Origin of the sequence: Kocuria sp. WRN011 (genome assembly GCF_002295155.1) — a bacterium.
Classification (GTDB): domain Bacteria; phylum Actinomycetota; class Actinomycetes; order Actinomycetales; family Micrococcaceae; genus Kocuria; species Kocuria carniphila.
Genome location: NZ_NSGI01000005.1, coordinates 236,652 through 260,056, shown reverse-complemented (window position 1 = coordinate 260,056; position 23,405 = coordinate 236,652). Strand labels below are relative to the sequence as shown.

At 63.5% G+C, this 23,405-nt stretch carries 22 protein-coding genes; 3 read left to right on the top strand and 19 right to left on the bottom strand.

The genetic code is table 11. The annotated features are described in order from the left end of the window. The first annotated feature begins 33 nt into the window (after positions 1-33). Positions 34-2,187: a prolyl oligopeptidase family protein gene (locus tag CKW39_RS09050; RefSeq protein WP_095797799.1), complete on the top strand. Its 2,154-nt coding sequence runs from the start codon at positions 34-36 to the stop codon at positions 2,185-2,187. Between the two features lie 96 nt (positions 2,188-2,283). Continuing rightward, on the top strand, positions 2,284-3,813 hold the full coding sequence (locus CKW39_RS09045) for an MDR family MFS transporter (RefSeq protein WP_371514689.1): 1,530 nt from the start codon (positions 2,284-2,286) through the stop codon (positions 3,811-3,813). A 133-nt stretch (positions 3,814-3,946) separates the two neighbouring features. On the opposite strand, the gene CKW39_RS09040 is transcribed toward CKW39_RS09045, so the two are convergent. After that, on the bottom strand, positions 3,947-5,902 hold the full coding sequence (locus tag CKW39_RS09040) for a S8 family serine peptidase (RefSeq protein ID WP_254049346.1): 1,956 nt from the start codon (positions 5,900-5,902) through the stop codon (positions 3,947-3,949). 321 nt (positions 5,903-6,223) lie between these two features. Here CKW39_RS09040 and CKW39_RS15300 point away from each other — a divergent pair, with 321 nt between their 5' ends. After that, entirely contained in the window at positions 6,224-6,442 is a 219-nt protein-coding gene (locus CKW39_RS15300; protein WP_143469969.1) for a hypothetical protein, read from the top strand. 488 nt (positions 6,443-6,930) lie between these two features. Here CKW39_RS15300 and CKW39_RS09035 read toward each other — a convergent pair whose 3' ends face one another. The 18 genes from CKW39_RS09035 to CKW39_RS08955 all read right to left on the bottom strand — a co-directional run bounded on the left by CKW39_RS09035 (position 6,931) and on the right by CKW39_RS08955 (position 23,402). After that, complete coding sequence (locus CKW39_RS09035; protein WP_095797797.1) at positions 6,931-7,404, bottom strand: hypothetical protein; 474 nt, start codon at positions 7,402-7,404, stop codon at positions 6,931-6,933. Beyond that, complete coding sequence (locus CKW39_RS09030; protein WP_158222933.1) at positions 7,404-8,930, bottom strand: glycoside hydrolase family 25 protein; 1,527 nt, start codon at positions 8,928-8,930, stop codon at positions 7,404-7,406. The genes CKW39_RS09035 and CKW39_RS09030 overlap by 1 nt, the downstream gene beginning before the upstream one ends. Before the next feature lie 61 nt (positions 8,931-8,991). Then, positions 8,992-9,393, bottom strand: a complete 402-nt coding sequence (locus tag CKW39_RS09025) for a hypothetical protein (RefSeq protein ID WP_095797795.1) — start codon at positions 9,391-9,393, stop codon at positions 8,992-8,994. Further along, positions 9,393-9,926 carry a hypothetical protein gene (locus CKW39_RS09020; RefSeq protein WP_143469968.1) on the bottom strand — a complete coding sequence of 178 codons (534 nt, stop codon included), beginning with the start codon at positions 9,924-9,926 and terminating at the stop codon, positions 9,393-9,395. The genes CKW39_RS09025 and CKW39_RS09020 overlap by 1 nt, the downstream gene beginning before the upstream one ends. After that, on the bottom strand, positions 9,926-10,114 hold the full coding sequence (locus tag CKW39_RS09015; RefSeq protein WP_095797793.1) for a hypothetical protein: 189 nt from the start codon (positions 10,112-10,114) through the stop codon (positions 9,926-9,928). The genes CKW39_RS09020 and CKW39_RS09015 overlap by 1 nt, the downstream gene beginning before the upstream one ends. A 91-nt stretch (positions 10,115-10,205) precedes the next feature. Further along, positions 10,206-11,012, bottom strand: coding sequence for a polysaccharide deacetylase family protein (locus tag CKW39_RS09010; RefSeq protein WP_158222932.1), 807 nt, complete (start codon positions 11,010-11,012; stop codon positions 10,206-10,208). Positions 11,013-11,061: 49 nt separating this feature from the next. After that, on the bottom strand, positions 11,062-13,272 hold the full coding sequence (locus CKW39_RS09005; RefSeq protein WP_095797791.1) for a pyocin knob domain-containing protein: 2,211 nt from the start codon (positions 13,270-13,272) through the stop codon (positions 11,062-11,064). An 11-nt stretch (positions 13,273-13,283) separates the two neighbouring features. Then, positions 13,284-15,305 (bottom strand): hypothetical protein, encoded by a 2,022-nt coding sequence (locus CKW39_RS09000; protein ID WP_143469966.1) that lies wholly within the window; start codon positions 15,303-15,305, stop codon positions 13,284-13,286. Positions 15,306-15,606: 301 nt separating this feature from the next. Continuing rightward, positions 15,607-16,428, bottom strand: a complete 822-nt coding sequence (locus CKW39_RS08995; RefSeq protein ID WP_143469965.1) for a hypothetical protein — start codon at positions 16,426-16,428, stop codon at positions 15,607-15,609. Beyond that, a complete protein-coding gene (locus CKW39_RS08990; protein ID WP_095797788.1) occupies positions 16,425-20,162 on the bottom strand; it encodes a tape measure protein in 3,738 nt (1,245 codons plus the stop codon). Before CKW39_RS08990 ends, CKW39_RS08995 begins: the two co-directional genes overlap by 4 nt. Positions 20,163-20,234: 72 nt before the next feature. Continuing rightward, on the bottom strand, positions 20,235-20,675 hold the full coding sequence (locus tag CKW39_RS15635; RefSeq protein WP_095797787.1) for a DUF5361 domain-containing protein: 441 nt from the start codon (positions 20,673-20,675) through the stop codon (positions 20,235-20,237). Next, complete coding sequence (locus CKW39_RS08980) at positions 20,621-21,016, bottom strand: hypothetical protein (protein WP_095797786.1); 396 nt, start codon at positions 21,014-21,016, stop codon at positions 20,621-20,623. Before CKW39_RS08980 ends, CKW39_RS15635 begins: the two co-directional genes overlap by 55 nt. Positions 21,017-21,159: 143 nt before the next feature. Next, positions 21,160-21,729 (bottom strand): phage tail protein, encoded by a 570-nt coding sequence (locus tag CKW39_RS08975; protein WP_095797785.1) that lies wholly within the window; start codon positions 21,727-21,729, stop codon positions 21,160-21,162. Positions 21,730-21,787: 58 nt separating this feature from the next. After that, a complete protein-coding gene (locus CKW39_RS15445; protein WP_158222931.1) occupies positions 21,788-21,964 on the bottom strand; it encodes a hypothetical protein in 177 nt (58 codons plus the stop codon). Next, entirely contained in the window at positions 21,964-22,404 is a 441-nt protein-coding gene (locus CKW39_RS08970; protein ID WP_095797784.1) for a hypothetical protein, read from the bottom strand. Before CKW39_RS08970 ends, CKW39_RS15445 begins: the two co-directional genes overlap by 1 nt. Further along, the gene (locus CKW39_RS08965) at positions 22,397-22,648 is read right to left on the bottom strand and encodes a hypothetical protein (protein ID WP_095797783.1); all 252 of its coding nucleotides are present in this window, start codon (positions 22,646-22,648) and stop codon (positions 22,397-22,399) included. The genes CKW39_RS08970 and CKW39_RS08965 overlap by 8 nt, the downstream gene beginning before the upstream one ends. Then, a complete protein-coding gene (locus CKW39_RS08960; protein ID WP_095797782.1) occupies positions 22,645-23,007 on the bottom strand; it encodes a hypothetical protein in 363 nt (120 codons plus the stop codon). Before CKW39_RS08960 ends, CKW39_RS08965 begins: the two co-directional genes overlap by 4 nt. Next, on the bottom strand, positions 23,004-23,402 hold the full coding sequence (locus tag CKW39_RS08955; RefSeq protein ID WP_095797781.1) for a Gp19/Gp15/Gp42 family protein: 399 nt from the start codon (positions 23,400-23,402) through the stop codon (positions 23,004-23,006). The genes CKW39_RS08960 and CKW39_RS08955 overlap by 4 nt, the downstream gene beginning before the upstream one ends. Positions 23,403-23,405 lie beyond the last annotated feature (3 nt).

Genomic DNA, 23,405 nt, shown 5'->3' with positions numbered 1-23,405 from the left:
GTGCGTGTCTTACCCCGCCCGTAGCATGGGCCCATGGTCACCACTTCTACTTCTCCCACGCATCTCGAGGATGAGCTTGTCGATGAGTTCTTGTGGCTCGAGGACATTCACGGCGAGCGCCCCATGGAGTGGGTGCGGGAGCAGAACCGGCGGACCGAAACCTTGCTGGACGGCCCGGAACTCACGTCCATGACCGAACGCGTCCTGGACGTGATGGACAGCCCCTTCCGCATTGCGGCCGTGACCAAGCACGGGCCCTATTACTACAACTTCTGGCGGGACGCTCAGCACCCGCGCGGGCTGTGGCGGCGCACCACGTGGGAGTCCTGGGTCAGCGACAGCCCCGAGTGGGACGTCTTGTTGGACGTGGATGAATTGGCGCGCACCGAGAACGTGGACTGGGTCTTCTCCGGTGCTCGGCTGCTGCGACCGCAGTACACCGACGGGCAGTGGCAGCGCGCTCTGGTCAGGCTCTCCCCGGATGGTGGCGACGCCGTGCGCACACGGGAATTCGACCTGGAGAGCCGGGAATTCGTGACCGGTGGCTTCGACGTCCCCACGGCCAAGTCTTCCGTTTCCTGGGTGGACGCGAACACCGTATTCGTGGCGACCGATACCGGCCCCGGCTCCATGACCGAGTCCTCATATCCGCGCCAGGTGCGCCGAGTGTCCCGCGGGCAGAACACCGCGCACGCTCCCGTGATTTTCGAGGTGCCCGCTGACCACGCCCAGGCCGCGGTCTACAAGGACCACACACCCGGCTTCGAACGCGTGATCGCCATGGATCTCGTGGATTTCTTCACGGTGCGCACATACCTGTGGAGCGAGGAGCAGTGGGTTGAACTCGACCTGGACCCCACGGTGAGCGTGGATCTCCACAAACAGTGGCTCCTGATACGCCCGCGGCACACTCTGGAACTCAACGGGACCGAGTACCCCGCCGGTTGTCTGCTCGCCGCGGATCTCCGAGCGTTCATGAACGGCGACCGCTCCGTGGAATCGGTCTTTACTCCGGACGCACACTCGAGTCTGGAGAGGTGGTCCTGGACGCGCGACCACCTGATCCTCAACACCCTGCATGATGTCTCCTCCGCGCTCTACTCCACGGTGCCCGGTGAGTGGGAGCTCACTCCCCTGCCGGGCATCCCGCCGCTGCACAGCGCTTCCGCGTGGGCCGTGGACGATGAAGATCCCGAGGTCGGCAACGACTATTTCTTCTCGGTTACCGGGTACCTCACACCGTCCTCCTTGGGGCGGGGTTCCCTGCCCGAAGTCTCCGGCCCCGAAGGCACTGCAGACAGCACCGAACGCCCGGCGAGCGAGCCCGCAATCCTGAAGCGAGCGCCGTCGTTCTTCGACGCGCAGGGTCTGGACGTGACTCAGCATTTCGCCACGTCCGCGGATGGTACGCGCGTGCCGTATTTCCAGGTAGGCCCGCGCAATCTGGAGCTGGACGGGCTGAACCCCACGCTGCTCAGCGGCTACGGAGGTTTCGAGGTCTCCCGCACCCCGGGATATTCGGGAGCCACCGGGATCACCTGGTTGACCCGGGAGGACCAGCGCGGTCGCACGGGCGTCTACGTGGTGGCCAATATTCGCGGTGGTGGCGAATACGGGCCGTCGTGGCACACCGCCGCACTCAAGGAAAACCGCCACCGTGCGTACGAGGATTTCGCGGCGGTCGCGGAGGATCTGCATCGACGCAGCGTATGCACCGCCAGGAAACTCGCGTGCGCCGGCGGCTCCAACGGCGGACTGCTGGTGGGCAACATGCTGACCACCTACCCGGAGCTGTTCGGTGCGATCTCGTGCGGTGTGCCTCTGCTGGACATGCGCCGGTACACCAAGCTCTCGGCCGGGGCCTCGTGGATCGCGGAATACGGTGACCCCGAGCAACCGGAGCAATGGGAGTACATCCGCACGTTCTCCCCCTACCACCTGCTGTCACCCGTGATGTGTTATCCGCCCGCTCTGATCTGGACCGCAACCTCCGATGATCGGGTGGGGCCCGTTCAGGCCCGCAAGATGGCGGCGAAAATGCTCGATCAGGGGCACCAGAACGTATGGTTCCACGAGGCCACGGACGGCGGCCACGCGGGTGCCTCGGACAACCGACAGGCTGCGGCGCTGCACGCCCGTTCCCACGAGTTCATGTGGCAGATGCTCGAGAATCCGAAGGGCCGTTAACCACTGGCAAGTCACCATGGCTATCCTGGCTGACGGCCCTGGTACAGATCTGCCAACGGGCACATCCTCAAGACATTCAAGCGTTGGAGATCATCCTTGCCTTCTTCACCCTCTCAACCGGCGTCGGGCGGCACCGCGGAACACCCACCGCAAACCGCTCCGGGCGCAATGGGAACCATTGCCGTTCTGCTGATCGCAGCCTTCGTGGTCATCCTGAACGAAACCATTTTGAACGTGGCCCTTCCTCACCTGATGGAGGACCTCCACGTTGACGCGGCCACTGTGCAGTGGGTGGCCACCGCGTTCATGCTGACCATGGCCGTGGTCATTCCGACCACTGGCTTCCTGCTGCAGAAGGTCTCCACCCGGGCCGTTTTCGGACTGGCCATGGGCTCCTTCGCGCTGGGCACGCTCCTTGCAGCACTGTCACCCAGTTTCGCCATTCTCCTGGTGGCTCGAGTGATCCAGGCGTTCGGTTCGGCCATCATGCTGCCGCTACTGATGACCACCATCCTCACGCTTGTACCCAAGCAACGGCGCGGTCTGGTCATGGGCAACGTGTCCATCGTGATCTCCGTGGCCCCGGCCCTGGGCCCCACGATCTCCGGAGTCATCCTGAACCACTTCCCGTGGCGCAGCATCTTCTGGTTCGTGCTGCCCATTGCCGTGCTCGCCCTGATCATCGGTCTGACCCGTCTGAAGGACGTCGGATCACGGGGCGATCTGCGGTTGGATGTGCTCTCCGTGGTGCTGTCCGTGTTCGGTTTCGGCCTGCTGGTCCACGGTTTGTCCACGGTGGGCGCCGGTGGCACACAGGGCGACGACTCCGATTCCTTCATGGGCTGGGCAACTTCCGCCGGTGGCGGCGCAGTGATCCTGATGCTCGGTGTTCTGCTCGTGGCAGCGTTCGCGTTGCGCCAGCTCCAGTTGCAGCGGAAGAACAACCCCTTCCTGGACCTGCGCACGTTCAAGCACCGCGATTTCACCGTCTCCGTGGCGTTGATGGCCGTGGCCATGATGACCTTGTTCGGTGGAGTGATCGTGCTCCCGCTCTACCTGCAGACCATTCGCGGCCTGGACACCCTCCAGACCGGTCTGATCCTGCTGCCCGGCGGTCTGATCATGGGCCTGTTGGGGCCGGTGATCGGTCGCTTGTTCGACGCCTTCGGTCCCCGGCCGCTGGCCGTACCCGGTGCTGCGCTGCTGACGTTCGTGATGTTCAACTTCTCGCGGCTACAGGCGGACACCGCCGTGTGGTGGATCGTCACGCTGCAAATCGCGATGTCCGTGGGTCTGGCCATGATCTTCACCCCCGCGTTCACGTCCGGGCTGAACCCGCTGCCGCCCAAACTGTATTCGCACGGTTCGGCAACTTTGTCCACGCTGCAGCAAGTGGCCGGTGCGGCGGGCACCGCACTGCTGGTAGGCATCATGCAGGCCGGCACCACGGTGCTCCAGAACCCCGACGGGTCAACGACTACTGACGCCATTCCCGGTGTTCACGCGGCCTTCCTCACCGCAACCGCTCTGGGTGTCGTGGCCTTCGTGCTGACCCTGTTCATGCGCAAGGCCACCCCGGAGAACACCCGCGTGACGGTTGAGGGCTTCGAGCCGGCCACCCACTAGTCGAGCTCCGTCCCGTCCGTTTTCGGACAGACTGAAGGCCCCGCTTGCTAGAAGCGGGGCCTTCAGTCTGTTCGCACCCCTGGCGCCCGGTCACAGACGCCTGATTACGGTCATTCGACCGGTGGAGCAATCTTTACAGTCGCGTCACCTTCACCCCGCCCCGCGGGGTCCAGGTGTACTGCGTCCGCACGCCGGTCTTGATGTTGAGGAAGCGCTGGTACGTACCGGTCGAGGTCTTGACTTCGCCAGTGGTCGGGTATCCGGCCTTGGCCTCGTAGCCGTTGCGCGCCCAGGTCTGACCGATGCCCGAACGTTCCACGATCGGGTTGGCCCGGCTGCGCGAGCTCCACAGGATCTTGGTGGTCTTGTTCGTCTGCGGGTTCACGAAGGTCTGGTACGCACCACCGGTCGAGGTGGGTTGTTCGTTGTTGAACGGGATACCCACTCCGCGAGGGCCGCCCAGCGATACGTGCCTGGCTCCGATCCCCGTCCAGGTTTTCACTTCGTGGGCGCCGGTCCGGGAGGACCAGTAGATCTTGGTGGCCCGGCCGTTCTTCACGAACGTCTGCACCACTCCACCCACACCGGTGCTCTGCTCACCCGTAGTTGGCGGACCGTACACAGCGGCCCCGCCCCTGGCGTTGTAGTAGCTGGCAATCGCCCCGCGCGCCGTGGGCGCCACGGCACGCGCGGCGCGGTTCGCGTCAACCTTGCGGTAACCGCTCACGTTCACCCCGGTGTTGCGGAGGGTGGTACGGATGGATTCGACGCCCAGGTTCGGGTTGCGTTCCTTCATCATCGCAATCACGCCGGACACGTGCGGTGCCGCCATGGACGTTCCGCTCAGGTCGCCGTACGTGGGCGAGCCCAGGGAAAACTGTCCGGTGTTGACCGTGGACCAGATCTGCGCGTTGGTATCGCCGCCCGGCGCCACCACATCCACCATCGGGCCCCAGTTCGAATAACCGGTCATCCTGTTGTGGGACGACGTCGCTCCCACCACGATCGCGCCACCACAGTTGGCCGGCGAGGCCAGATTCGCACTCTTGCGCGCGTTGCCCGCAGCCACCACGAGCGGGACGCCAATCTGGTGCATCCGGTTGACCGCGTTCTGCATCACGGGCGCGCAGGTCGCGGCGTCCCAGGCTTCGGAGAGATTGACGACCTTGGCGGGAGTCGTGTTCCTCGGGACTCCTGGGATGGCAATGCCGGCCGACCACATCACGCCGTCGGCGATGTCCGAGACGTAACCGCGGCCGTCGGCTCCCAGGACGCGCGCGTGCTGAATCCTCGCGTCCGGGGCGACCCCGGCAATGCCGGTGCGGTTATTGGTGTGTGCTGCCGCAATGCCGGCAACGTGCGCACCGTGCCACCAGTTGGCCCGGCCCGGACTCCAATCACCCATGTCCTGGGGGTTGCTGTCCCGACCGTTACCGTCGCGCGAGTGGTAGAGGTCGGACAGGAAGTCGTAGCCGCGGACCGTGCGCTGGTTCAGGTCCGGGTGGTTGATCTGGCCGGTATCCGCGATGCCGATCACCACGCCGTCGCCGGTACCTTGCCACCAGGCACCCGGCACGCCAATGTTTCTGGGGCCCCATTGATAGCCCCAGTAGCGGTCATTCGGGGTGGACCCGGCATGAGCAGCGAGCGCGTTGACCACGATCTGGTCCGGTTCGGCCGATTCGACGGCCGGGTCTTCCTCAATGGTTTCGACCACGGCTTCCTGCTCGGCCTTGTTGAGCATCGTGTCGGATTCCACGACGTCTTCGGCGTTACCGGTGGTCTTGACGATTTCCGGGTCCTCGATCTCGGTGGTGGTCTCCACCTCGGTCAGGACATCTTCCTTCTGGACCTCGGGCACCTGATCCTTGAATTTCACGACGATGCGGTCGGTTTCCGGCAACACCGTGCCCTGGGTGCCGGTACCCCTACCGAGCGACCCGATGCCGCCCACGGTGGGTGGCTGAACTTGGGCTTGCTGTTCCGGTGATGGTCCCTCGGGCGGTGCCGCCACCGCAGGTGCGGCCGTGGCGATCAACAGCGCCGAGAGTGAGAGTGTCAGAAAGGATCTTGCGGAGCTCTTTTTCATGGTTTCCCCCTAGGAAACAGCCCCCTGTCGCCGTGATCAGCGCTGGCCCTCATTGACTGACGTCCGTTGGCAGGAATTCCGAACTGCTAGTGGCTCGGAGTTTACACCTGCAAATCACTGTTAGATAGGTCACGGCACGACTGAGGGCCTCACATTTCACATGTGAGGCCCTCAGATTTTTTGGCGGAGACGGGGGGATTTGAAAACCGCTCACGGCTGTTTCCGGGACTGACCTATCTCGGTACTGTGCGGAACTGGTCTAACCGTGAGGGGTGGGAAACCGGGGGTTCGTTGACGGCGTCAACGGGCATAATCCCATCTATGGAAACCGTCTGGGCACCCTCCGATATTGCTCGAGTCTACGGCCGCACCCACAGTGTGGTGCACCGGTGGATCAAAGACCCACAGCAGCACTTTCCGGAACCAGACTTCATGACACCGGTGGGCAAACCCACCTGGCGGCCGGACACCGTGCGAGCCTGGACTGCCGAGCACAAGCCCGTGCTTGTCGAGCAGCTGCCATACACACCTCCCAGGTAACACTCAGGTTAGAGTGACGACACTCCCCACCGTGCCAAACTCCAACCTCATCCCGGTCGAGTATTCATACATGGCCCTTCGCAGACACAACGTCGGCGTCGCACTACCTGGCCGCGGGGAAAGTGTTCCAACTATGAGGTACATCGAGCATCTGTCAACGGATAACTACCTGACCGGTTTTACAGCGATAAGTCAGATCGCGCAGGTAAGGCTTACTTATCACGATCCCTCGGGAGTTAGGGTCGCGTTTATGAATGCAGCTGGCCAGGTGTTGGCTTCCAAGGTTATGTCTTCTAGTAGCTCCGCAAGGGAGCTCGTACGCCGCTATGCAGCTTACTGCGAGAGCTCAGCGACGGATTGGCCCCACACTTTCGATTTGGAAGTCGTAGGTGAGGAAGTCATCGATGGGCATCCGCGTTAATTTTTGCCCTTAACCACGGAAGAAGCGCCCCACACCATTCGGTGTGGGGCGCCTTAGATCGGCCAGGTCAGCGGGACTCGACCTCAACCACGGTATGCGTCACAATCGGGTCCGGCTCAATCAGCTCCTCCGGATCCGCGAGCTCATCAGCAGCGACAGCAGCGGACGACCCGCCAGCCGCACGGTGATCACCCGTGCCTTCCGGGATCACTGCGGCTTCCGGTGCCGGCGCACCGAACGGTTCCGCGATCTTCTCTCCCGCGGTGAACACCGGGTTCAAGACCGAGGTACACACCGATGCGAGCGCCATGAGCAAGGCGAAGAGCACGGCCGTGACGACGACTGACCAGGTAGTGGGTAGAACCACGTTGGTGAGGTCGGTGGGAAGCGCTTCAGTGCCGGCTGCCGCTGCGGTTCCGCCGGAGAAGAGGCCTCCGACGAAGAGGCCCTGCACGAAGGACTTCAGTGCGCGTTCCCCGGCGCCCTGCCAGAATGCTTTAGTCCAGATCGAGGTGGTGTAAATGATGGGTTGGGTGCTCATTACTTGTTCTCCAAATTCTTCTCGATAGCTTCCAGGCGGGTGCGTACGTCGTCCCAGTTGTCCTTGTCGTAGGCGATGACTTCCGCAAGGGTCACGACGGACCCGGCGCCGGAGCCCTTGCGTTTGGCGCCGAACGCGAAGATCGACTGCACCAGCCCTTTGACCAGCGCTTCGATGTTCACCCCGCGGTCGCGGTTGTTGCCGATTCCCCACGCGAGGCTGCCGGCCACGCCGCGGCGTTGGCGGTAGTAGGTGTCCATGTAGGTGTTGAACTTTTCCTGGCTCATGAGAAAGACCTCCAGATCATCAGTGAGCGCGGCGGCCACGGCTTGATCCCATTGGGGGATGCCGCCGAAGTATCGGTTCACGTCCAAGGGGCCGCCGTAGCCGGGGAGGATCGTGTTGTCGGAGTACTGCCAGAGGGCGACCTTCCAGCCCGGTGCGGGAGGGATGTGGGAGAAGTCCGTGGCGTAGCCGCTGCGGCGCGCCGCGCTGCCATACCAGGACAGCCACATGGGTCTGCGGAACGAGCCCCACGATGTGTGTGCCGCGGCTGTCTGACGTTGGTACACGACGACCTGGGATCCGGTTTTCTTCTCCACGTAGCGGATCCAGTCGATCGCCCAATCGGCTCGGTGATTCCAGGCGTCCTCTTCCCAGTCGAGCACCGGCACCGCCCCGGCCTTGATTGCCTTGGCTGCAGCCTTGAGGAAGTACTTCGCCTGAGTGTCCGAGTCCGACTGGCTGACCCTCGCGTAGTGGTACGCGAGGGTGCGACGGCCCAGCTTCTGCGCCTGGTTGATCTGTTCCTTGAACGTGGGCGAGGTGAACCCCGCGCCGTCGGTTGCGAGCACCCCGACGAAATCCGCCGGCACCCTCGAAAGGTCAATGCCCTTCTGCCAGTTGGACACATCAATGCCGTTACCCGGCAGCGTGACTTTCTGCGCCACCTCGGCCGGGGTGGTCTTCCCGCCATAGCCACGCTTGTCCGCACCGGTGTAAACAACCTTCTCCCAGCGCGGTCGAAGCCACCCGATCACGTCCCCAACAGCCGGATCCCCGATGTACCAGAACGTTGCCTTGTGCGCGGGCTTAACCGAGTACCGGTACTTGTAGGTAGGTGGCCACAACTTCGCCGGCTCCGCCGCGCCATCCTGCTGCACACCCGTCTGTTGGGTCGACGTACGAGAGTCCACAACGAACGTGTGACCGTAGTACTTCCCATCCCACAACGGCGCCGCGCCCCGGTACACCGCGATGTCACCCACGCGAGGCAACAAATTCGGGTTCTTCGGGTCGTTATAGATCTTGTGGAAGTACGCCGTTGAAGCATTCGTGATGTGATCAATGGCGTTCCCGTACCTCAATGTCTCCTGGTACGGACGCCCGAACAACGTGACGCTGTTCGATTGGATCGCCGCGGAGCACTGATTCCCGAACTCATTCGGCATCGACCTGCCCACTGCAGTCGCCAACCACTCGAGCTGCTCCGCGTCGGCCTGGGCCTGCGACTTGCAATACGTCACCACCGCGGACCTCCTATCCCCCGCAAGTGCGGGCATGAAAAAACCCCGCGGTGCGCGGGGCTTAGATGTTTGTGATGTCCGGGGGCGGTGGTGGATCCTCGGAGAGCCGGACAATATGCCACCGTCCACGTATGTCGAGGATCCATTCCCCCTGGATCGTGTTGATGCGGGTGACGTGCTCGAACTTCGCGCCAAGTTCTTTCATCTGGTCCTGTAGCGTGCGCAGGGATCCCCGGTCGCTGTCGGAGATAGCCAGCGCTTGGCGCGCGATCCATAGCGCATCTCTATCTGGTGCCGGCGCAGCCACCGTCTCCACCGCTTCCACTTGCTCAGATTTGGGGGGTTTGTCTTTTAGAACATGGCGGATGACTAGCATCACGACGCCGCCGAGACCGCCCGTTCCAAACACTGCAGTGAGGACGGTCGTTGCGTCGGAGGATCCAGCCCACTCCCAAAAACCCATTACGCCCCCTCCGCTTGTAGTCTCCGCAGCGCGTCCGTGGTGGCCCGTCGGGCGGTGATCTCCTGTCGTACCTCGCGTTCCAGTGACCACAGGAGGACCGCTTTCGACGCGGCACCGAGGGTTAAAGCGGTCATGATCACAAGAGAGAGCGTGGACCCCATTCGCCCGTTGCCGTACACAGCGACAGCGGTGGTGCCCCACCCGAAAGCGAGCATCAGCCACCCAGTGCGCTCGAGCAGGATCGTGGTCAGCGGCGCGAAAGCGTGCTCACGTACCCGGCGCACCAGCACCCCCAGAGCGGTGACCACTCCCCCGCCGATGAGCAGCACGGCAATCACGACCTGCACCCACACGGGGATCGAAGCCAGCGAGTATGAGGCCAACCATCTACCGTCCGGCACTAGCGCGTCCGTGGCGATCAACCCACCACCCACCATTGCTAATGCGGAGTCCCGCAGGGAGAGGATATTAGCTCGCGCCCGGTCCCACAGCCACGGCGGGTCATGACGGGCGCGGGGAGCGTGATCAGGCATCACTGACCCCCAAGCTCGACCGCCAGCTCGGCCGGGTCACCGCCGGCGGCCTCGTACTGCTCGGCGAGCGCCCGGATGTCGGTGGGGATTCGGGCGAGGTTGCGGCGGCGTTCCAGCTCGGACATGAGTGCGACTCGTGTTTGTTCGAGCTGGGCGTCAGTGAGCTTCGAGTAGTCAGTGGTGGCCATGGTGTGTCTCCTTCGGGTACGAAAAAAGCCACCGTGTGAGGGTGGCTTGTGTGGTGCTTTTAGACCGTGCGGTGTAGCCGGCCGTGCTCGTCTAGATTGTCGCGTTGGCGACGGTCAATTGATAAGGCGATAACACCGAAAGGTGCCCGGCATCCCGCTGGGTCGCGATGTGATCGAGTATCCGGGTGAGAATTGCGGTTGTAACGCGGCCAGCTCGGTCCAGTGCTGAAGGGTGCATCATGAACTGCAGCCCAGTTTTGTTAGCGATCGCGGCGGCGATTTGGTTACTCGCTCCGGTCGGGCTGGACGCTGCCGTGGTGTCTAGCGTGTAGTGGCTTGATCCCTGGCGGAGCCGTCCATCGAGAACACGATGTGATGTACCAGCCATGTATCCCGCCGAAACGGCGTGATGTTCCAGGATGATCCGGCCAGCTTCCGTTCCGAAAGCTTCGGGGCGGTCGCCTCCATTGAATCCCGCGTACCCTCCGACACCCACACCGGCCGGGGCGAACCCGTAGATTTTCGCGGAAGGGATCTGAGCTTCCAGTTCCCTTTTGCCCCCGACAATCACCTCATCGAGTTCGTCCATGGGATGATCCGAATGATCAATGCCGTGATTCCACACCTCGCATAGTCCACCGGTGGCCCAGTAGTTCACCACCCCGGCGTCCACGCCGGCGTTCTCTGCCAATCCCCAAGCGCGGGAATTCAGCACGAGCGAGTACGGCAATCCGCGGGCTTCCAGTAGGGGCCGGATCTTAGCATTGAAGTTTGCTAGCCCATGATCAAAACGCAGTGCTACAGCACCTTTGCCACCGGTGCTCACGACACCCATAGCATGAGTGAATTCATCCTCTCGAACCTCGTGCACGAATTCAGGGCGGTCGGCAGTATTCATCAGTCCCCCTCGAAAATAGTTGACTTCTACGGGCATATCAGGGCGGGCTCTAGATCGTACGAAGGCGCGCATCCTGGACCGTGACGGTCCCGCCCGAGACCCGTGTGATGTTCACATCAATCGATGACCCGAGCGCGGTACCGGCCGGGATCGTGGCGGGCTTGTAGATCCACTGCGTGGACGCCGTCAGGGTCACGTTCCGTGTGGTGTTCAGCGCACCGCCGGCGGCCGTGAGGTTGATACGGACGATATCGCCGGCCGTGCCGCTGACCTTCACCGCGAGCTCGACCGGCGCGCCACGAGATCCGGCGAACGGATTGATCGTGAGCTTGTGTGTCAGCGGGCGAAGCCCCGAAGTGGACGCGGCGCCTCCACTGATGCTCCATTCGGCACTGGCCCATTCCGGTCCAATGGGGGGAAGCATGTTCACGCGGTGGCTACTGGACGCATTCGCGAAAGCCATACCCGTGGCAGTGAGCGCCACAAGACGCCCCGCCTCGCGTTCCCCGGCGATCCACCCCATGGCCTGATCCAGGGTCGCACTGGTCATGTGCCCTGCCGTGTCCAGTTTGCTGGGGTGGAGCATCAGAGTGATACCCATGCCGGCGTTTTGTGCCTTACGCACCATATCCTGGACCTGGGCGAGCGTGTACGCCTCGATGGTCACGTGGGACTGCCCTATGGTCGGCTCACCCGTGAGGGGCTGCAGCCACCCGCCCGTGCCACCGTAAGCCGCGGCGTAGCGTTCGAGGATGAGACGGCCAGCGTAGGTGTCCGCGAACAGACTGGCGTAAGCGCCGGCGTTGAGACCACCGAAGTCCCCGCCGCCCGGGAACGTCCACGCGTCCACCACGACCTGACCCACGAGGGACTGTAAATCATCAGCCCACGTGTAGACGTTGTCGAGGATCGCGGGATCCGTCGCGGAATCCGAGTGGGTCCGCGAGTGCGAGGTGACCTCGGCGGCGTCGTTGAGCGCCCACGCCTGCAGGTCCGCGCCAGTGACCGTTGAGCCGTCAAGGTTTGTCTTGGATACGGCCCAGTAGCCGGGCAGCGCGTGCTTACGCAGTAGCGGCAGCACCTTGTCCCGTGCTGCGTCGTGGCCGTCATCGAAGCGCAGGGCCACGGCACCCACACCGCCAGTGCCAGCGCCGCCCAGCAGCCGCTTGCGGGCAGCGTCCACGCGGGCGGTACGGCGGATTGCCGACATCCCAGGAGAGCCAGCAGCAGAGGATTCAGGGGTGGGTGCGGGGGTGCTCACGGTCCCTGACGTTACCTGCTCCCACGCGCCCCACACAGACCCTGCCGCGACACGACGCCAGATGCCCAGCCCGGGCGATGTTGGCCAGTACGTTTGCGACCGGTCACCGCCGGCCGCGTACAGAGTGCGGACTTCCAGTTGCCCGGCAGACTTCACCGGGTACCCCAGCTCCGGGGTAGCGCCGGAGCTGTACCTCTGGAACCATGTGCCCTCATCGATCACTTGATCCAGATGGGTGGACCCAATGATGCCGCGGTTGCGGATCGAGGAGTCAACGCGTTCCCACGCGGACCACTGGAAGTCTGCGCCGCGCTTACGCCGCCAATTCCCGCGGCCAGCATCAGCGGAATACGTCTGCCAAATGATTGACCCTGATGAGACGGCAGTAAGAAACCCCGACGTCGTGATGGGGTAATGCAGGTCAGTCGTCGCGCCGGACGAGTACGGCTGCTGCCAGAACCCCTCAGCCACATCATCAAGATCTTTCGACCCTAGATTGCCGCGGTTGGTCATCGTGGACGTGAGCCGGACCCATTCCCCCCAGAGGTAGGCCACGCGAGCGCGGTGCCAGATACCGGTGGTGCCGATGAAGGTCTGTCGGATCTGATTGTCCGGGTCCGAGACGGTGGCCACCAGGACTCCGGTGATGTTCGCTTGAGGGTAGTTGCGCGCCTCGGTTGCGTTGCCTTGATAGGGCTGCGACCACAGGCCGCGGCCAATGTCATTGAGATTCTGGGTGCCGAGGATCCCCTCGTTCTTGAGAGCCTTACCGTCCAACACCCCCAGAGCATCGCTAATGACCTTGTCCTGAACGTCCGCGTACGTCTTCGCCGAGCCCAGAGCTTGCTGATCGCCCGTAGTGATAGCTTCATGGATGGATTGGTCCAGGTTGTCCCTATTCAGGGCAATGGCTTTCAGCCCCTCGACCAGCTGCGTGAACGTCCCTGACGCCCCGAGCCAAGCGTTGCCGCCCGGGGTTTCCTGAAGGTCGTATGCCATGTGTGTTTCTCCTATCGGCTCAGTGGTGCGGCATCGAGTGCCGCAAGTGTTTGCCCGGACCACAGGGCCTCGAACTCCGCCAGCGTCTTACCTGCGTGCCAGGTGTCGAACTCACCCAGCGTCGGGTAGGCCGCATCGACCTTCGTGACGATCAGGGACACGGTCATGGTGTGCTCACCGGCCTTCACCGACTGATCCACCCCGCAGATCACACCGGTGATGGACAAGCCCGTGATATCCGGGTCCTGGACCTGGACTTTGTCCCCGAGCTGCAAACGCGGGTCCGGGCGGATCGGAATGGACTCGAACACCGGCAGCGGGTCCGCCGTGGCCTGCGCGATCTCATTCGCCAGCGCCAGCGCATCCGCCCGATACTGAATGAACCAGCTGGCGTCGTGGGTGAGATCCGTGGCCCACGACGGGCCCGTGATCCCCGGCGTGACCTCTTGGTCCGTCCACTTGCCCTTACCCATACACCGCAGCAAAGGCAGCCCACGGGACCGGTACGACTTTTTGATCGCCGAGGTATCCTCCGACCGCGACTGAGTAATGACACGGTCCACGTTCGGGGGCATCTTCGGGATCGACAGGGTTGTGCGCCACGCACGCGTACCCACCAGCTCGAAAGCCATGCGGTAATCGGCGGCGGAACCGTCAAAGAACGCGTACTCGTCGCCGTCCTTGTTCAGCCCCGTGAAGCCAATGAAGCTACCCTCACCCGAATTGAACTTGTCCGCGTTGAAGTCGCTGAGGATCGTGCGCGGGGTGGAATCAACCATCAGCCATTCCTCGTCCTCCGGCGGCTCGATCAGCACCTCCTGGTCCTCGCCCTCCCGCAACTCCTCCTTCTGGCCCTCATAGGCCACCAGAGTGGAGCGGCGGGTAATAGACACTGCCGCGTCCCGGTACTTGACCGTGACCTTCCGGCGCGCGTCCTGGGAGTCCGTGGACCACGACAGGCCCAGCAGATCCCGCCTCGAGGTCAGGGTCTTCACCACCGACCCGGACAGCAGAGAGGCTCGGTCACGGTACTGCAACCGCCCGTCCTCATCGATCCACAACGCGGAGATCTCCGCCTCCGCCTGCGCCTTCAACAGCTCACCCGCCGACCGGGTCGTCAGCCCCGGCACAAGGATCATGTTCCGCAGCGGAGTGGACGGACGGATAGCCGCGGTACGCGACCACGACGACGCCGGCGACAACGACGAGAACGACACCTGCGCCCCCGCGATATAGCACCCCGCCGGAGCGTAGACCCGCACCTGAGTGATCGGGGCAGTGAACATGCCCGCCGTGGACAACGGGGTGGCCGACCCGGTCGCTGATGCGCCCGTGTCCGTGGTCAGCTCCACCGTCAGCGAGGCTGATCCAGATGGCCGGAAACGCGCCGTGACCGTCGTCCACGCCCCCGCAGCGGTGGGAGTAATGAGCGCCATGTTGGTGACGGTGCCGTCAGCGGCGATCATTTGCGCCCGGATCTCACGAGACCCAGTGCACGCCACGCGCAGCATGTGCCCGGACGCCCAATAAGCCGCCACGTACGACGACAGGGACTGCGTCCTGCCGGCCATCATCGTCAGATTCAGCGGCCTGGCCGACGTGATGCCCGCGTTGTACGGAGTGTTGTACGGGTCCGGCTCATACATGGCATAAACATTCGACATCGTCAGCCACCCGTCCGGCTCACGCGTCGCGCCGGGGTGGTACTTATGCCAGACCCCGACGTTGTCTCCACGGTAGGAGTCACGCAGCTCCCCCCGCTCCGGCCACGTGGACCCCTGCAATGGGGCCGACACCAGGCAGTACCCATCCATGGGCGGGGTCGCGTAGAAACCCGCAGCGCGGGCGGCGAGGTCCGTCACCCACGACGACAACAGCCCAGTCATGCGCTGGAAACCCTGCCCGATCGTGGACAGTGGCGGCATCATCCTCGCCATGGGACGGTGAGAGAACTCAGAGTTGAGCTTGTCGAAGTCGTCGACCACTTCCACACTGATCTCCCTGGAGGACACATCACCAGAGGTGGAGTCCACGCGGCCGGTGAAGACACGAGCCTCAGCCCCATCATGGGACACCCAAATCTGAACCCGCTCCCCACGCTTCGGATAAGTGCGCGAAGTCCACGGCGTAGCTACACGCCCCGACACGTCCTCCGCAGGGGCGATCACCATCGTGCCCGTCGCCGCCGTCAGACCCCCAGCCATGGCCACCTGACCCGGCAAGGTACGCGGAAGCTCCCGCGTCGTACTGACAGAGACCAGCTTCACCGCACGGCCCGCGACCGTGGCGCGAGCGCCGGCGGTGACGATGTCGGCGGTTGGCCAGCCTTGGACGTTAAGCACCGGCTCCCACCTCCGTGACTGTGAAATCGAAGTCCGCGATCTGCTGACGGTCGAAGCGTCCCGCGAGGACCGTGGAGTCACTGATCCCGTGGATGACGGCCTTGTCGCAGCCGCGCCCGCGAGACCAGGGCATGAGTTTGCTGGTCCAGGTGATCGCGGGGGCCGCGACCACCGAGGCACCGGTGACGGTGAGGTACGCCGCAGCGGCACCCGAGGGCACGGTCACAGTAAGGCTGTGGCGTTTCAAAGTGGCTGCGGGGGCGTCGGTGGTCAGTCCGCCAATGCCCGTGAGGTATGCGCCCTCGGAGTCGAAGAACCCAAAGGTGATCTTCACCGCCGAGCCCCGGGCGTAGAACGAGCCCGTGATCTTCCGCCCCGGGACGACCGGGGCGTTGTTGCCGAGCGAGACCAGCCCGCCTCCGGAGAGCAGGGACGGCACGCGAGCGCCGTCCTCGGTGAGTGCGAGACCGCCGGCGAGCGCGTCGCCGGAGACTCCGGGAGTGTTCCCGCCCAGCCCAGGGAGGGACTTCAGCGGGCTGATCACATTGGTGACCAGCGCGAGAGGTTCGAGGAACCGGTGCTGGTCGCCGTACGCGCCCATGGTGAGCAGGTCGAATCCGGCCCATTGGGTGGGGTCCATGTGGGTGGCGGATAGTGACCAGGTGCGTAGGCCGGTGGTGGGGGACGTTTGTCCGAAGCGTCCCCCACCGATGGTGGTTGTGAACTTCACGTCACGGTCCAGGTCCGCGGAGGCGGACCCCTTGTAATGGGCGAACTCGATCATGTTGCCCCGTGGGCCGAGCCATGCGCTCATCGTGAACCCCATTTCGTGTCGAGTCGTTTCACGGTGGTGTGCAGTTCCCGGCCGTCCACGGACAGTTGGACGTCACGGTCAGCGACAGCGCGCAGCAGGGCCCGGTCGGCGGCGGATAGTTCCACGGTGCCGACACGGTCCGCTGATGCGGCCATGGGTGCGACTCGTTGGAAGTATTCCGAGCTGCCGGTGCCGTTGTAGATCGTGTTCACACCCGGTCGTAGTGACTGGATGCTTCCCACGGGGCTGTCCCACACACCGTCGATGGCCGGGCGGGCCCCGGCGCCGAAGATCTTCCCGAGCAGGCCGTCGGCCCAGTCGGGAATGATTTTGTCTGCGGCGTCGGTGATGGTCTTGGACACGAAGCCCTTGAACCCGTCCCACACGGTTTTCGCTGCGCCCTTCATCAGGTCGGTGGCGAATCCTCCGCCGGGGATGCGGCCCAGGAGGCTGTCGAAGTTGACGATGCCCTTGAGCTTGTCCCAGATGGAGGATGCGATGTCGCTGATGGAGGGCCCGGAGTCCCCGCCGCCTTCGGGCGGGTTGCCCTTGCCTGCGCCGCCGTAGATCCGTTGGATCGTGGAACGGTCGTAGGACGAGGGCCACAGGGGTCCGCGCATCATGGGGTGCATGATCGAGTTGGTGCCGGCGTGGTCGAGCCCGAGGACGTGCCCGACCTCGTGTGCGCCGGTACCGGTCTTCATGCCACCGGGGATACCGGTGTTGAGGCGGATCTGACCGTTGGTCCAGGCGTAGCCCCAGGTTCCTGCGGGTGCGCCGCCTCCGACGGTGATCTGGTTCTGACCGGAACCGTGCTTGACCTTGAGGTTGGACATGTTGTTCCACGCCCTGGCCATGGCCCCGATATTGAACCCGGATGCGCCACCGTTGAGGTGGGCAATACCCGTGCGGTAGATCGCGTTCTGCAACGGACCCCACAGGTACGTACCCGGCCCACCCGGACCACCAGCAGCCAGACCGCCATGAGCGGCATGACCGGAGTGACCAAAGGTCGGCAGCGCGGATGCACCGTGCTTGTTCAGGCGGTCCAGGAAACCCGGTGCGGCCCGCTCGATGTCACGAGTGGACTCCGCACGGATCACTTCCTCCTGGCCGTGCACCACGCCAGCGACCTCGTCCTTGCGGTACTTGCCGCCGGTGTAACCACCGGTGCGGAAGCCCCGGAAGGAGACCTCGGGGATCTTATCGATCTTGAACTTCTCAGCGATCTTGTTGAAGTTCTTGATGAACCCATCGTTGATGACAGTGTTGACCACGAAATCAACGGGCTTCGACACAATCGACTTGATCTTGTTCCAGGCCGTCTCAATACCGGACTTCGCCGTCTCCCACGCGGAAACCACGTTGTTACGGACGAAGTTGATCATCGGGTCGAGTACGTTGCCGCGGACCCAGTTCCAAGCGCCGCTGACAGCGGACTTGATCCCGCCCCAAACACGCTCGATCAGACCACGCAGCCAGTTCCACGCACCCGCCAGGGGGCCTTTCAGGAACCCAATCAACGGATTCAGGACGACGCCGCGGATCCAGTTCCACGCAGACGAGATCACGGCCCGAATCACAGACCACACGGCGTTGATTAGGATTCGCAGCCCGATCCACGCATTGGTGAGCACGCCACGGACGAAGCCAATCAGCGGAACCAGGACCGAGTTACGGATCCAGTTCCACGCCGCGGTGATTGCGCCGCGAATCGCGCCCCACACGGCGGCCACGATGGTACGCAACCAGGTCCATGCGGCGGTCAGCGTGCCGCGCACGAAGCCAATCAGCGGCACCAGGATCACATTGCGGATGAAATTCCAGGCCGCAGCGATCGCGTTCCGGATCCCGTTCCAAACCGGCACGATGATGTTGACGTAGAGCCAAGTGAACGCCGGGCCCAGGACGCTACGCACGAACCAGACCAGGCCCTGGATGATCGTCATGACCACCGCTATCACGATGGCCACGGCAACCTTGATCCCGTTCCAGACTGGAAGGATCACATTGGTGTATAGCCACTGGAACGCCAGACCGATCGCGGACACGGCAGCGGACAGCATCGGCAGCACCACGGTCTGGAACCAGGCCACGACACCGGCCACGATGGTCTTGATCGCGGTCCACACCGTTGACCAGATCTGCTGCCCCAACTGAGTCTGAGTGAAGAACCACACCAGACCCGCCACCAATGCGGCGATCGCCAAGATCACGAGCCCGATTGGGTTAGCGGACAGCGCGGCGTTGAACACCCACTGCGCCGCCGCTGCAGCCCGCGTAGCGATCGCAGACGCCACCGTGGCCACACGATGGGCCACCGTTGCGGCCACGGCCCGCACACGGGCGAATACACCCATGTTCTGGGCCGTGTTATTCGCGGCGGTCGCGGTCGTGTTCGTGGTTGTGGCAGCCGTGTTGGCCAGGTTCGCGCTAGTTTGCCGGTTCTCCAGCGTGATATTGATCAGACGCAGCGCGTTATTGGCCAACAGCACCGGCGCCATAGCAACCTGCGCCCACTGCAACTTCTGAGACGAGTACGCGAGCGCGGTGGATGCCACGCGCCATGCGACGAAGCCGGCGACGATGGCCGGCATGAATCGAACGATGGTGTCGGAGTGGTCCGCGAGGAATCCGAGAGCGCCGGCCAGCAGCTTCACGCCGCTAACTGCGAGGGTGACGACTGAGCCACCGATGGCCGGGAGCTGTCGGGCGAATTCGGACATAGCCGGCCGCAGCGTGCCGAGAGACTCCCCCACTGATGAGAGTGCGGGCCCGAATTCGCGGCCGAGCGCACCGGAGGTGGTGGACAGGGAGCTGGTGAAGCTCGACCACGACGAGAAGTCGAGGTTGCTCATGGCGTTGCCGAGCTTCTCCGAGATCGTGGCCACGAACGGAGTGACCTTCGCCTCGGCGGCGTCGAGCATCGCGGTGATCTTGTTGAACGTGGGGCCGATGGCCGGGTAGATGCCCTTGAGCATGCCCGCACCGAAGCGCGAGAGCGCGGCCATCATGTTCTTCCACGCGCCCGTGGTGGTCTCGCCGCCCTTGAGTGCGGCGCCCTCCATCGAACCCATGGCCTTCAAGAACTCGTCGGAGCTGATCTTGCCCTTCGAGCCGAGGTCATAGACTTCGTCGGCTGCGATTCCCATGGAATCTGCGAGCATCTGCACGACCGGGATACCAGAGTCCGAGAGTTGGGCGAACACGTCGCCCTGGACCTTGCCGGAGGTCATGACCTTGTTGAAGATCGACCCCATCGAGCCCATGTCCGTTCCCGCGATGGTCGCAGCGTCACCGACCAGGCCGAGGTACTTGGTGAGGTCCTGGCCGGGCTTCACACCAGCAGCCACGGCAGAAGCAGCCGTAGTGGCTGCCTCGTCCATGCCGAAGGCGGTTCCCTTCACCGCGGCGAGGGCGTTGTCCATGATCTTCGACGTGTCGGCGGCAGAGTTGCCCAGGCCGGTGAGCTTCGCCTCGGCGTTTTCAATGGCCGAGAGCCGCTGGAAGCCCTTCACGAGGGAGGTTCCCAGGACGGTGGCCACGCCCGCGCCAGCGACCTTCACACCGGTCTTGAGTCCGGAGGACAGACGCGAGCTCATGCGCGCGCCCATGGTCTGGCCAACCTGGTCCGAAGCCTTCGCCGCAGCAGGGGCCATGGCGTTGGTCAGGTTGCGCTGCAACCCCTTCATCGAGGGGATGACCGGCATGTGGGCAACTGCGACTTCGGTCATGTCCCCTCCTTCGGAAACGACGGAAGGGGCAGACCGTTGTGGTCTGCCCCTTCCTGGTGGTGCTGTATTCGGTTATGCGGCGAGCGCGAAGTCCTCGAAGCCGGGTCCGAGCCATTCGACGATGTCGTTGACTGGTTCGGGGGTGCCCTTGATCCTCTTGGTCTTGTCCTCCACGCCGGGCCGTGGGATGGGTTTGGGCTGGTTTCGGCCCTTTTCCCCGTCCTTGGTTTTGGCCCATTGCAGCCAGTGGATGCCGTCGGCGACGGTGGCCATGAGGAGCGCTTCGAGGGACCATCCGGCGGCGTCCGGGTCGATTTCCGCGACTAGGGCGGATTCGCGTGGGAGGTATTTGATGAAGATTCGCAGGTCTCGCCAGGTGAATTCCGGGGTTCCTACGTCTCGTAGGCGTAGTTTGCGTTCGATTAGGTCGAATTCGAGGGCCTCACCGTGATCCCAGATCAGTCGGATGAGGCCGCGGATTCCCCCATGGTGACTCCCTGGGCGCCGAACCACTGCGTCATGAGGTCCTCGAGCGAACCGTCGATGCCTTCGAAGTTCTGCTGCGGCAGCATGCGAACCACTGCGAGGGACTCTTCGTCGGTGTTCTCGGTGAGCATCTTCGTGAAGATCTCGCCCTCGGTGAGGTTGGCGTTGTCGATGATGAATCCGGTGGGCATGTAGCCGGGCAGGTGCACGTCGCCGAAGGTCGTGGGGTAGACGAAGTCGGGGACGGCTTCGCGGATCGCCGCCAGGTAATCCTCGGGCACCTTCGCACCGGATTGGACGGCAGCCTTCTTCGCGGGAGTGTTGGCGGGGCGCTTGCGCGGGGCGGGGGTGTTCTTGGTGGTAGCCATGTGGGGTTGCCTCTTTCGGAAACGGTGGGCGGCCGGATAGAGAAGGGGACCCTTGGCGCGGCGGGCCGCCCCACGGAATGACCGCGCCAAGGGGGTATAGGAAAGAGCCGCCCGGATTGGACGGCTCTTACAGGTGGATGGGATCAGGCGGCGGCGACAGCGGGAACGGTGTCGTACTCGTAGGCGTACTGGCCGTTCTCGTCCTCGAAGCAGTCGATGGTCACCGTGTAGGCGATCAGCTCGGAGTGGACGTACTGCACGTCGTCGATCTCGGTGATCTGAGCAATGGGGTAAACGATGCGCAGATCGTGGTCGCCGTCCTTGATGTCGGCGATGTAGGAACGCTGGGGCAGCATCTTCGAGTTACGCAGCACGGTGCGCAGCTTCTCGGTGTCCGTGCCGGCGACCTCGGTGACGTTGTCCTGCCCACGGACTTCCTTGAGCACCGCGGTGGTGCGTTCAATGAACGTCAGCTTGAGCTGGATGCCGTACTCGGTCTGCAGCACACGGGCGACACCGCCACCCCAGTGGCGCTTCTTGTCGGTACTGCGCTCCTCGGTCTCTTCGAGGCCGTCCTCACCAATCAGGCCAAGGGCTTGGAAAGCGGCAGGTCGGGCAGTCTTGGCATCGGTAGGAAGTGCAGAGCCCAGCGCAGCGGACGAAAAACCGCCGACCGACTTAATGGGTGCACCGACTCGCGTTTGATTCGCCATAGCGGCGGTCCTTTCATCAGGAGCGGGGCGGCCCGTGATGAATCAGAGAGATGCGTGCTTACTTCTTGGTGTCGGTGACACGCTCACCGACAGGAACGGTCTCCGACGCCTTGGGCGGGTTCACAAGCCAGCCCTGTTCGCGCCAGTCCTTTTCCTGCTGCTCGGTCTCGACCGTTGCCACCACACCGGCGACGCGGGGGTGGTGCAGGGTCTTGGGGTAGTTGGACGTTGCCATCAGATTTCCTCCGTGAGAGTGATTTCAGTCAGTGGGGTAGTCATTTCGACCGTGAACTGCACCCGGCACAGATCCGGAGCCAGCTCGTCATCAAGAGCACGCGGCACTTGAAGATCAACGTCATGCAAGGCCACACCCGGAATCAGGAACCCCTCGTTTTCGAGGATCCGGAACACAGACCACGCACGCAGTGCAGCATCGAACGCGGCCGGGGAAGTTTCTTCCCACACCTCGATCAACATCAGCGGACGATCCCGCTGCTGCTGCGCTGTCAGTTCCCCGCCCACGCGGGAGACACGCACAGTGCCCGGCCCACGCGCACCAGGCACAATCGTGGACGCCTCCACACCGAAGCGTGCGAGCGCTTCGAGTACGTCTGCTTCGGCGTCTCTGGGGGCTTCGACGATGTATTCGTGGGGTTCTGGTGTTGGTTCAGCCACGGCGTGCTGCTCCTATCGAGCGCAGCAGGGTGTTGCGTTTCGCGTTGTCTCTGCGGGCTTGGAAGGTCTTGGTGTACACGGATGCGCGGGCACGGTTCTTACCGATCATGGAGTCAGCTTCGTAGCCGGGTCCGGCTGCGGTGGCGATCTGTCGGGCGCGTTTCTCCACGGCTTTGCGCATGGACGGTGATTTGAGGATCTTGGCGACCCCTTGGCGGTTGAGCTTGACCGTTACTTTGCTCATCCCTGTCTCCGTTCCACTGTGAATTCCACGCAGGTGTGCTGCGTGGTGTGCAAGCTGTGTGGGTTGTGGTCCCATCTGCCGACTTCGCCCACGACCTCGGTGATGGTCCCGTCTGGGAGTTTCACGCGGTCGTAGGGGCCGATCGTCAGTGACAGTGGTCCGTAGATGTCCCACTTGCTCAGGACCGCGTTGGAGCGGCCCTGTTCGGTCGGTTCAGTCCGTGAGCTCGGCGCGATCAGGTACACGTATTCGGGCTGGAAGTCAGAGAACGTGTGCTTCGCGTTTCCATGACGGTCGCGTTCGGGTTGTTCTGATCGGTGGCTGACGCCGATTGCGATATTGGCTTTACGGAGGGTCATCCCATTCCCAATCCCGGGCGAACCCTGATCGTGCCGATGTTGAAGGTTGCCCCGTAGGAGGGGAGGAATAGTTTGAGGTCGCCATCGGAGACGTAGAGGTTTACGCCCGCAATGGACTGGTCCAGGGTGTACGACCCCGACGTTGGCCCCGTTGACTCGGTGATCTGTTTGAACCCTTCCGGGTTCATCAGCACACGTTTGACCACCTGCTGAGCCGCGAAATCGACAAGAGTCCTGTCTACTTGACCGCTGTCGAGTCGGGCATCAAGATCAGGGACGCGAGCGCGGAAAATCGCTGACACGACAGTCAGTAGATTTTCCGCGGCTACGCGTTCCTGATCGGTGAGCGGTCGCCAGATCCCCTCCAGGCCTGTGGTGGTGCCGTAGGAGTTCATGGT

Excerpts from the sequence above, each read along its gene's own strand:
- CKW39_RS09050 (WP_095797799.1), top strand. The coding sequence starts at position 34 with ATGGTCACCACTTCTACTTCTCCCACGCATCTCGAGGATGAGCTTGTC.
- CKW39_RS09040 (WP_254049346.1), bottom strand. The coding sequence starts at position 5,902 with ATGAAAAAGAGCTCCGCAAGATCCTTTCTGACACTCTCACTCTCGGCG.
- CKW39_RS15300 (WP_143469969.1), top strand. The coding sequence starts at position 6,224 with ATGGAAACCGTCTGGGCACCCTCCGATATTGCTCGAGTCTACGGCCGC.
- CKW39_RS09035 (WP_095797797.1), bottom strand. The coding sequence starts at position 7,404 with ATGAGCACCCAACCCATCATTTACACCACCTCGATCTGGACTAAAGCA.
- CKW39_RS09025 (WP_095797795.1), bottom strand. The coding sequence starts at position 9,393 with ATGGGTTTTTGGGAGTGGGCTGGATCCTCCGACGCAACGACCGTCCTC.
- CKW39_RS09020 (WP_143469968.1), bottom strand. The coding sequence starts at position 9,926 with ATGCCTGATCACGCTCCCCGCGCCCGTCATGACCCGCCGTGGCTGTGG.
- CKW39_RS09015 (WP_095797793.1), bottom strand. The coding sequence starts at position 10,114 with ATGGCCACCACTGACTACTCGAAGCTCACTGACGCCCAGCTCGAACAA.
- CKW39_RS09010 (WP_158222932.1), bottom strand. The coding sequence starts at position 11,012 with ATGAATACTGCCGACCGCCCTGAATTCGTGCACGAGGTTCGAGAGGAT.
- CKW39_RS09005 (WP_095797791.1), bottom strand. The coding sequence starts at position 13,272 with ATGGCATACGACCTTCAGGAAACCCCGGGCGGCAACGCTTGGCTCGGG.
- CKW39_RS08995 (WP_143469965.1), bottom strand. The coding sequence starts at position 16,428 with ATGAGCGCATGGCTCGGCCCACGGGGCAACATGATCGAGTTCGCCCAT.
- CKW39_RS08990 (WP_095797788.1), bottom strand. The coding sequence starts at position 20,162 with ATGACCGAAGTCGCAGTTGCCCACATGCCGGTCATCCCCTCGATGAAG.
- CKW39_RS08980 (WP_095797786.1), bottom strand. The coding sequence starts at position 21,016 with ATGGCTACCACCAAGAACACCCCCGCCCCGCGCAAGCGCCCCGCCAAC.
- CKW39_RS08975 (WP_095797785.1), bottom strand. The coding sequence starts at position 21,729 with ATGGCGAATCAAACGCGAGTCGGTGCACCCATTAAGTCGGTCGGCGGT.
- CKW39_RS15445 (WP_158222931.1), bottom strand. The coding sequence starts at position 21,964 with ATGGCAACGTCCAACTACCCCAAGACCCTGCACCACCCCCGCGTCGCC.
- CKW39_RS08965 (WP_095797783.1), bottom strand. The coding sequence starts at position 22,648 with ATGAGCAAAGTAACGGTCAAGCTCAACCGCCAAGGGGTCGCCAAGATC.
- CKW39_RS08960 (WP_095797782.1), bottom strand. The coding sequence starts at position 23,007 with ATGACCCTCCGTAAAGCCAATATCGCAATCGGCGTCAGCCACCGATCA.
- CKW39_RS08955 (WP_095797781.1), bottom strand. The coding sequence starts at position 23,402 with ATGAACTCCTACGGCACCACCACAGGCCTGGAGGGGATCTGGCGACCG.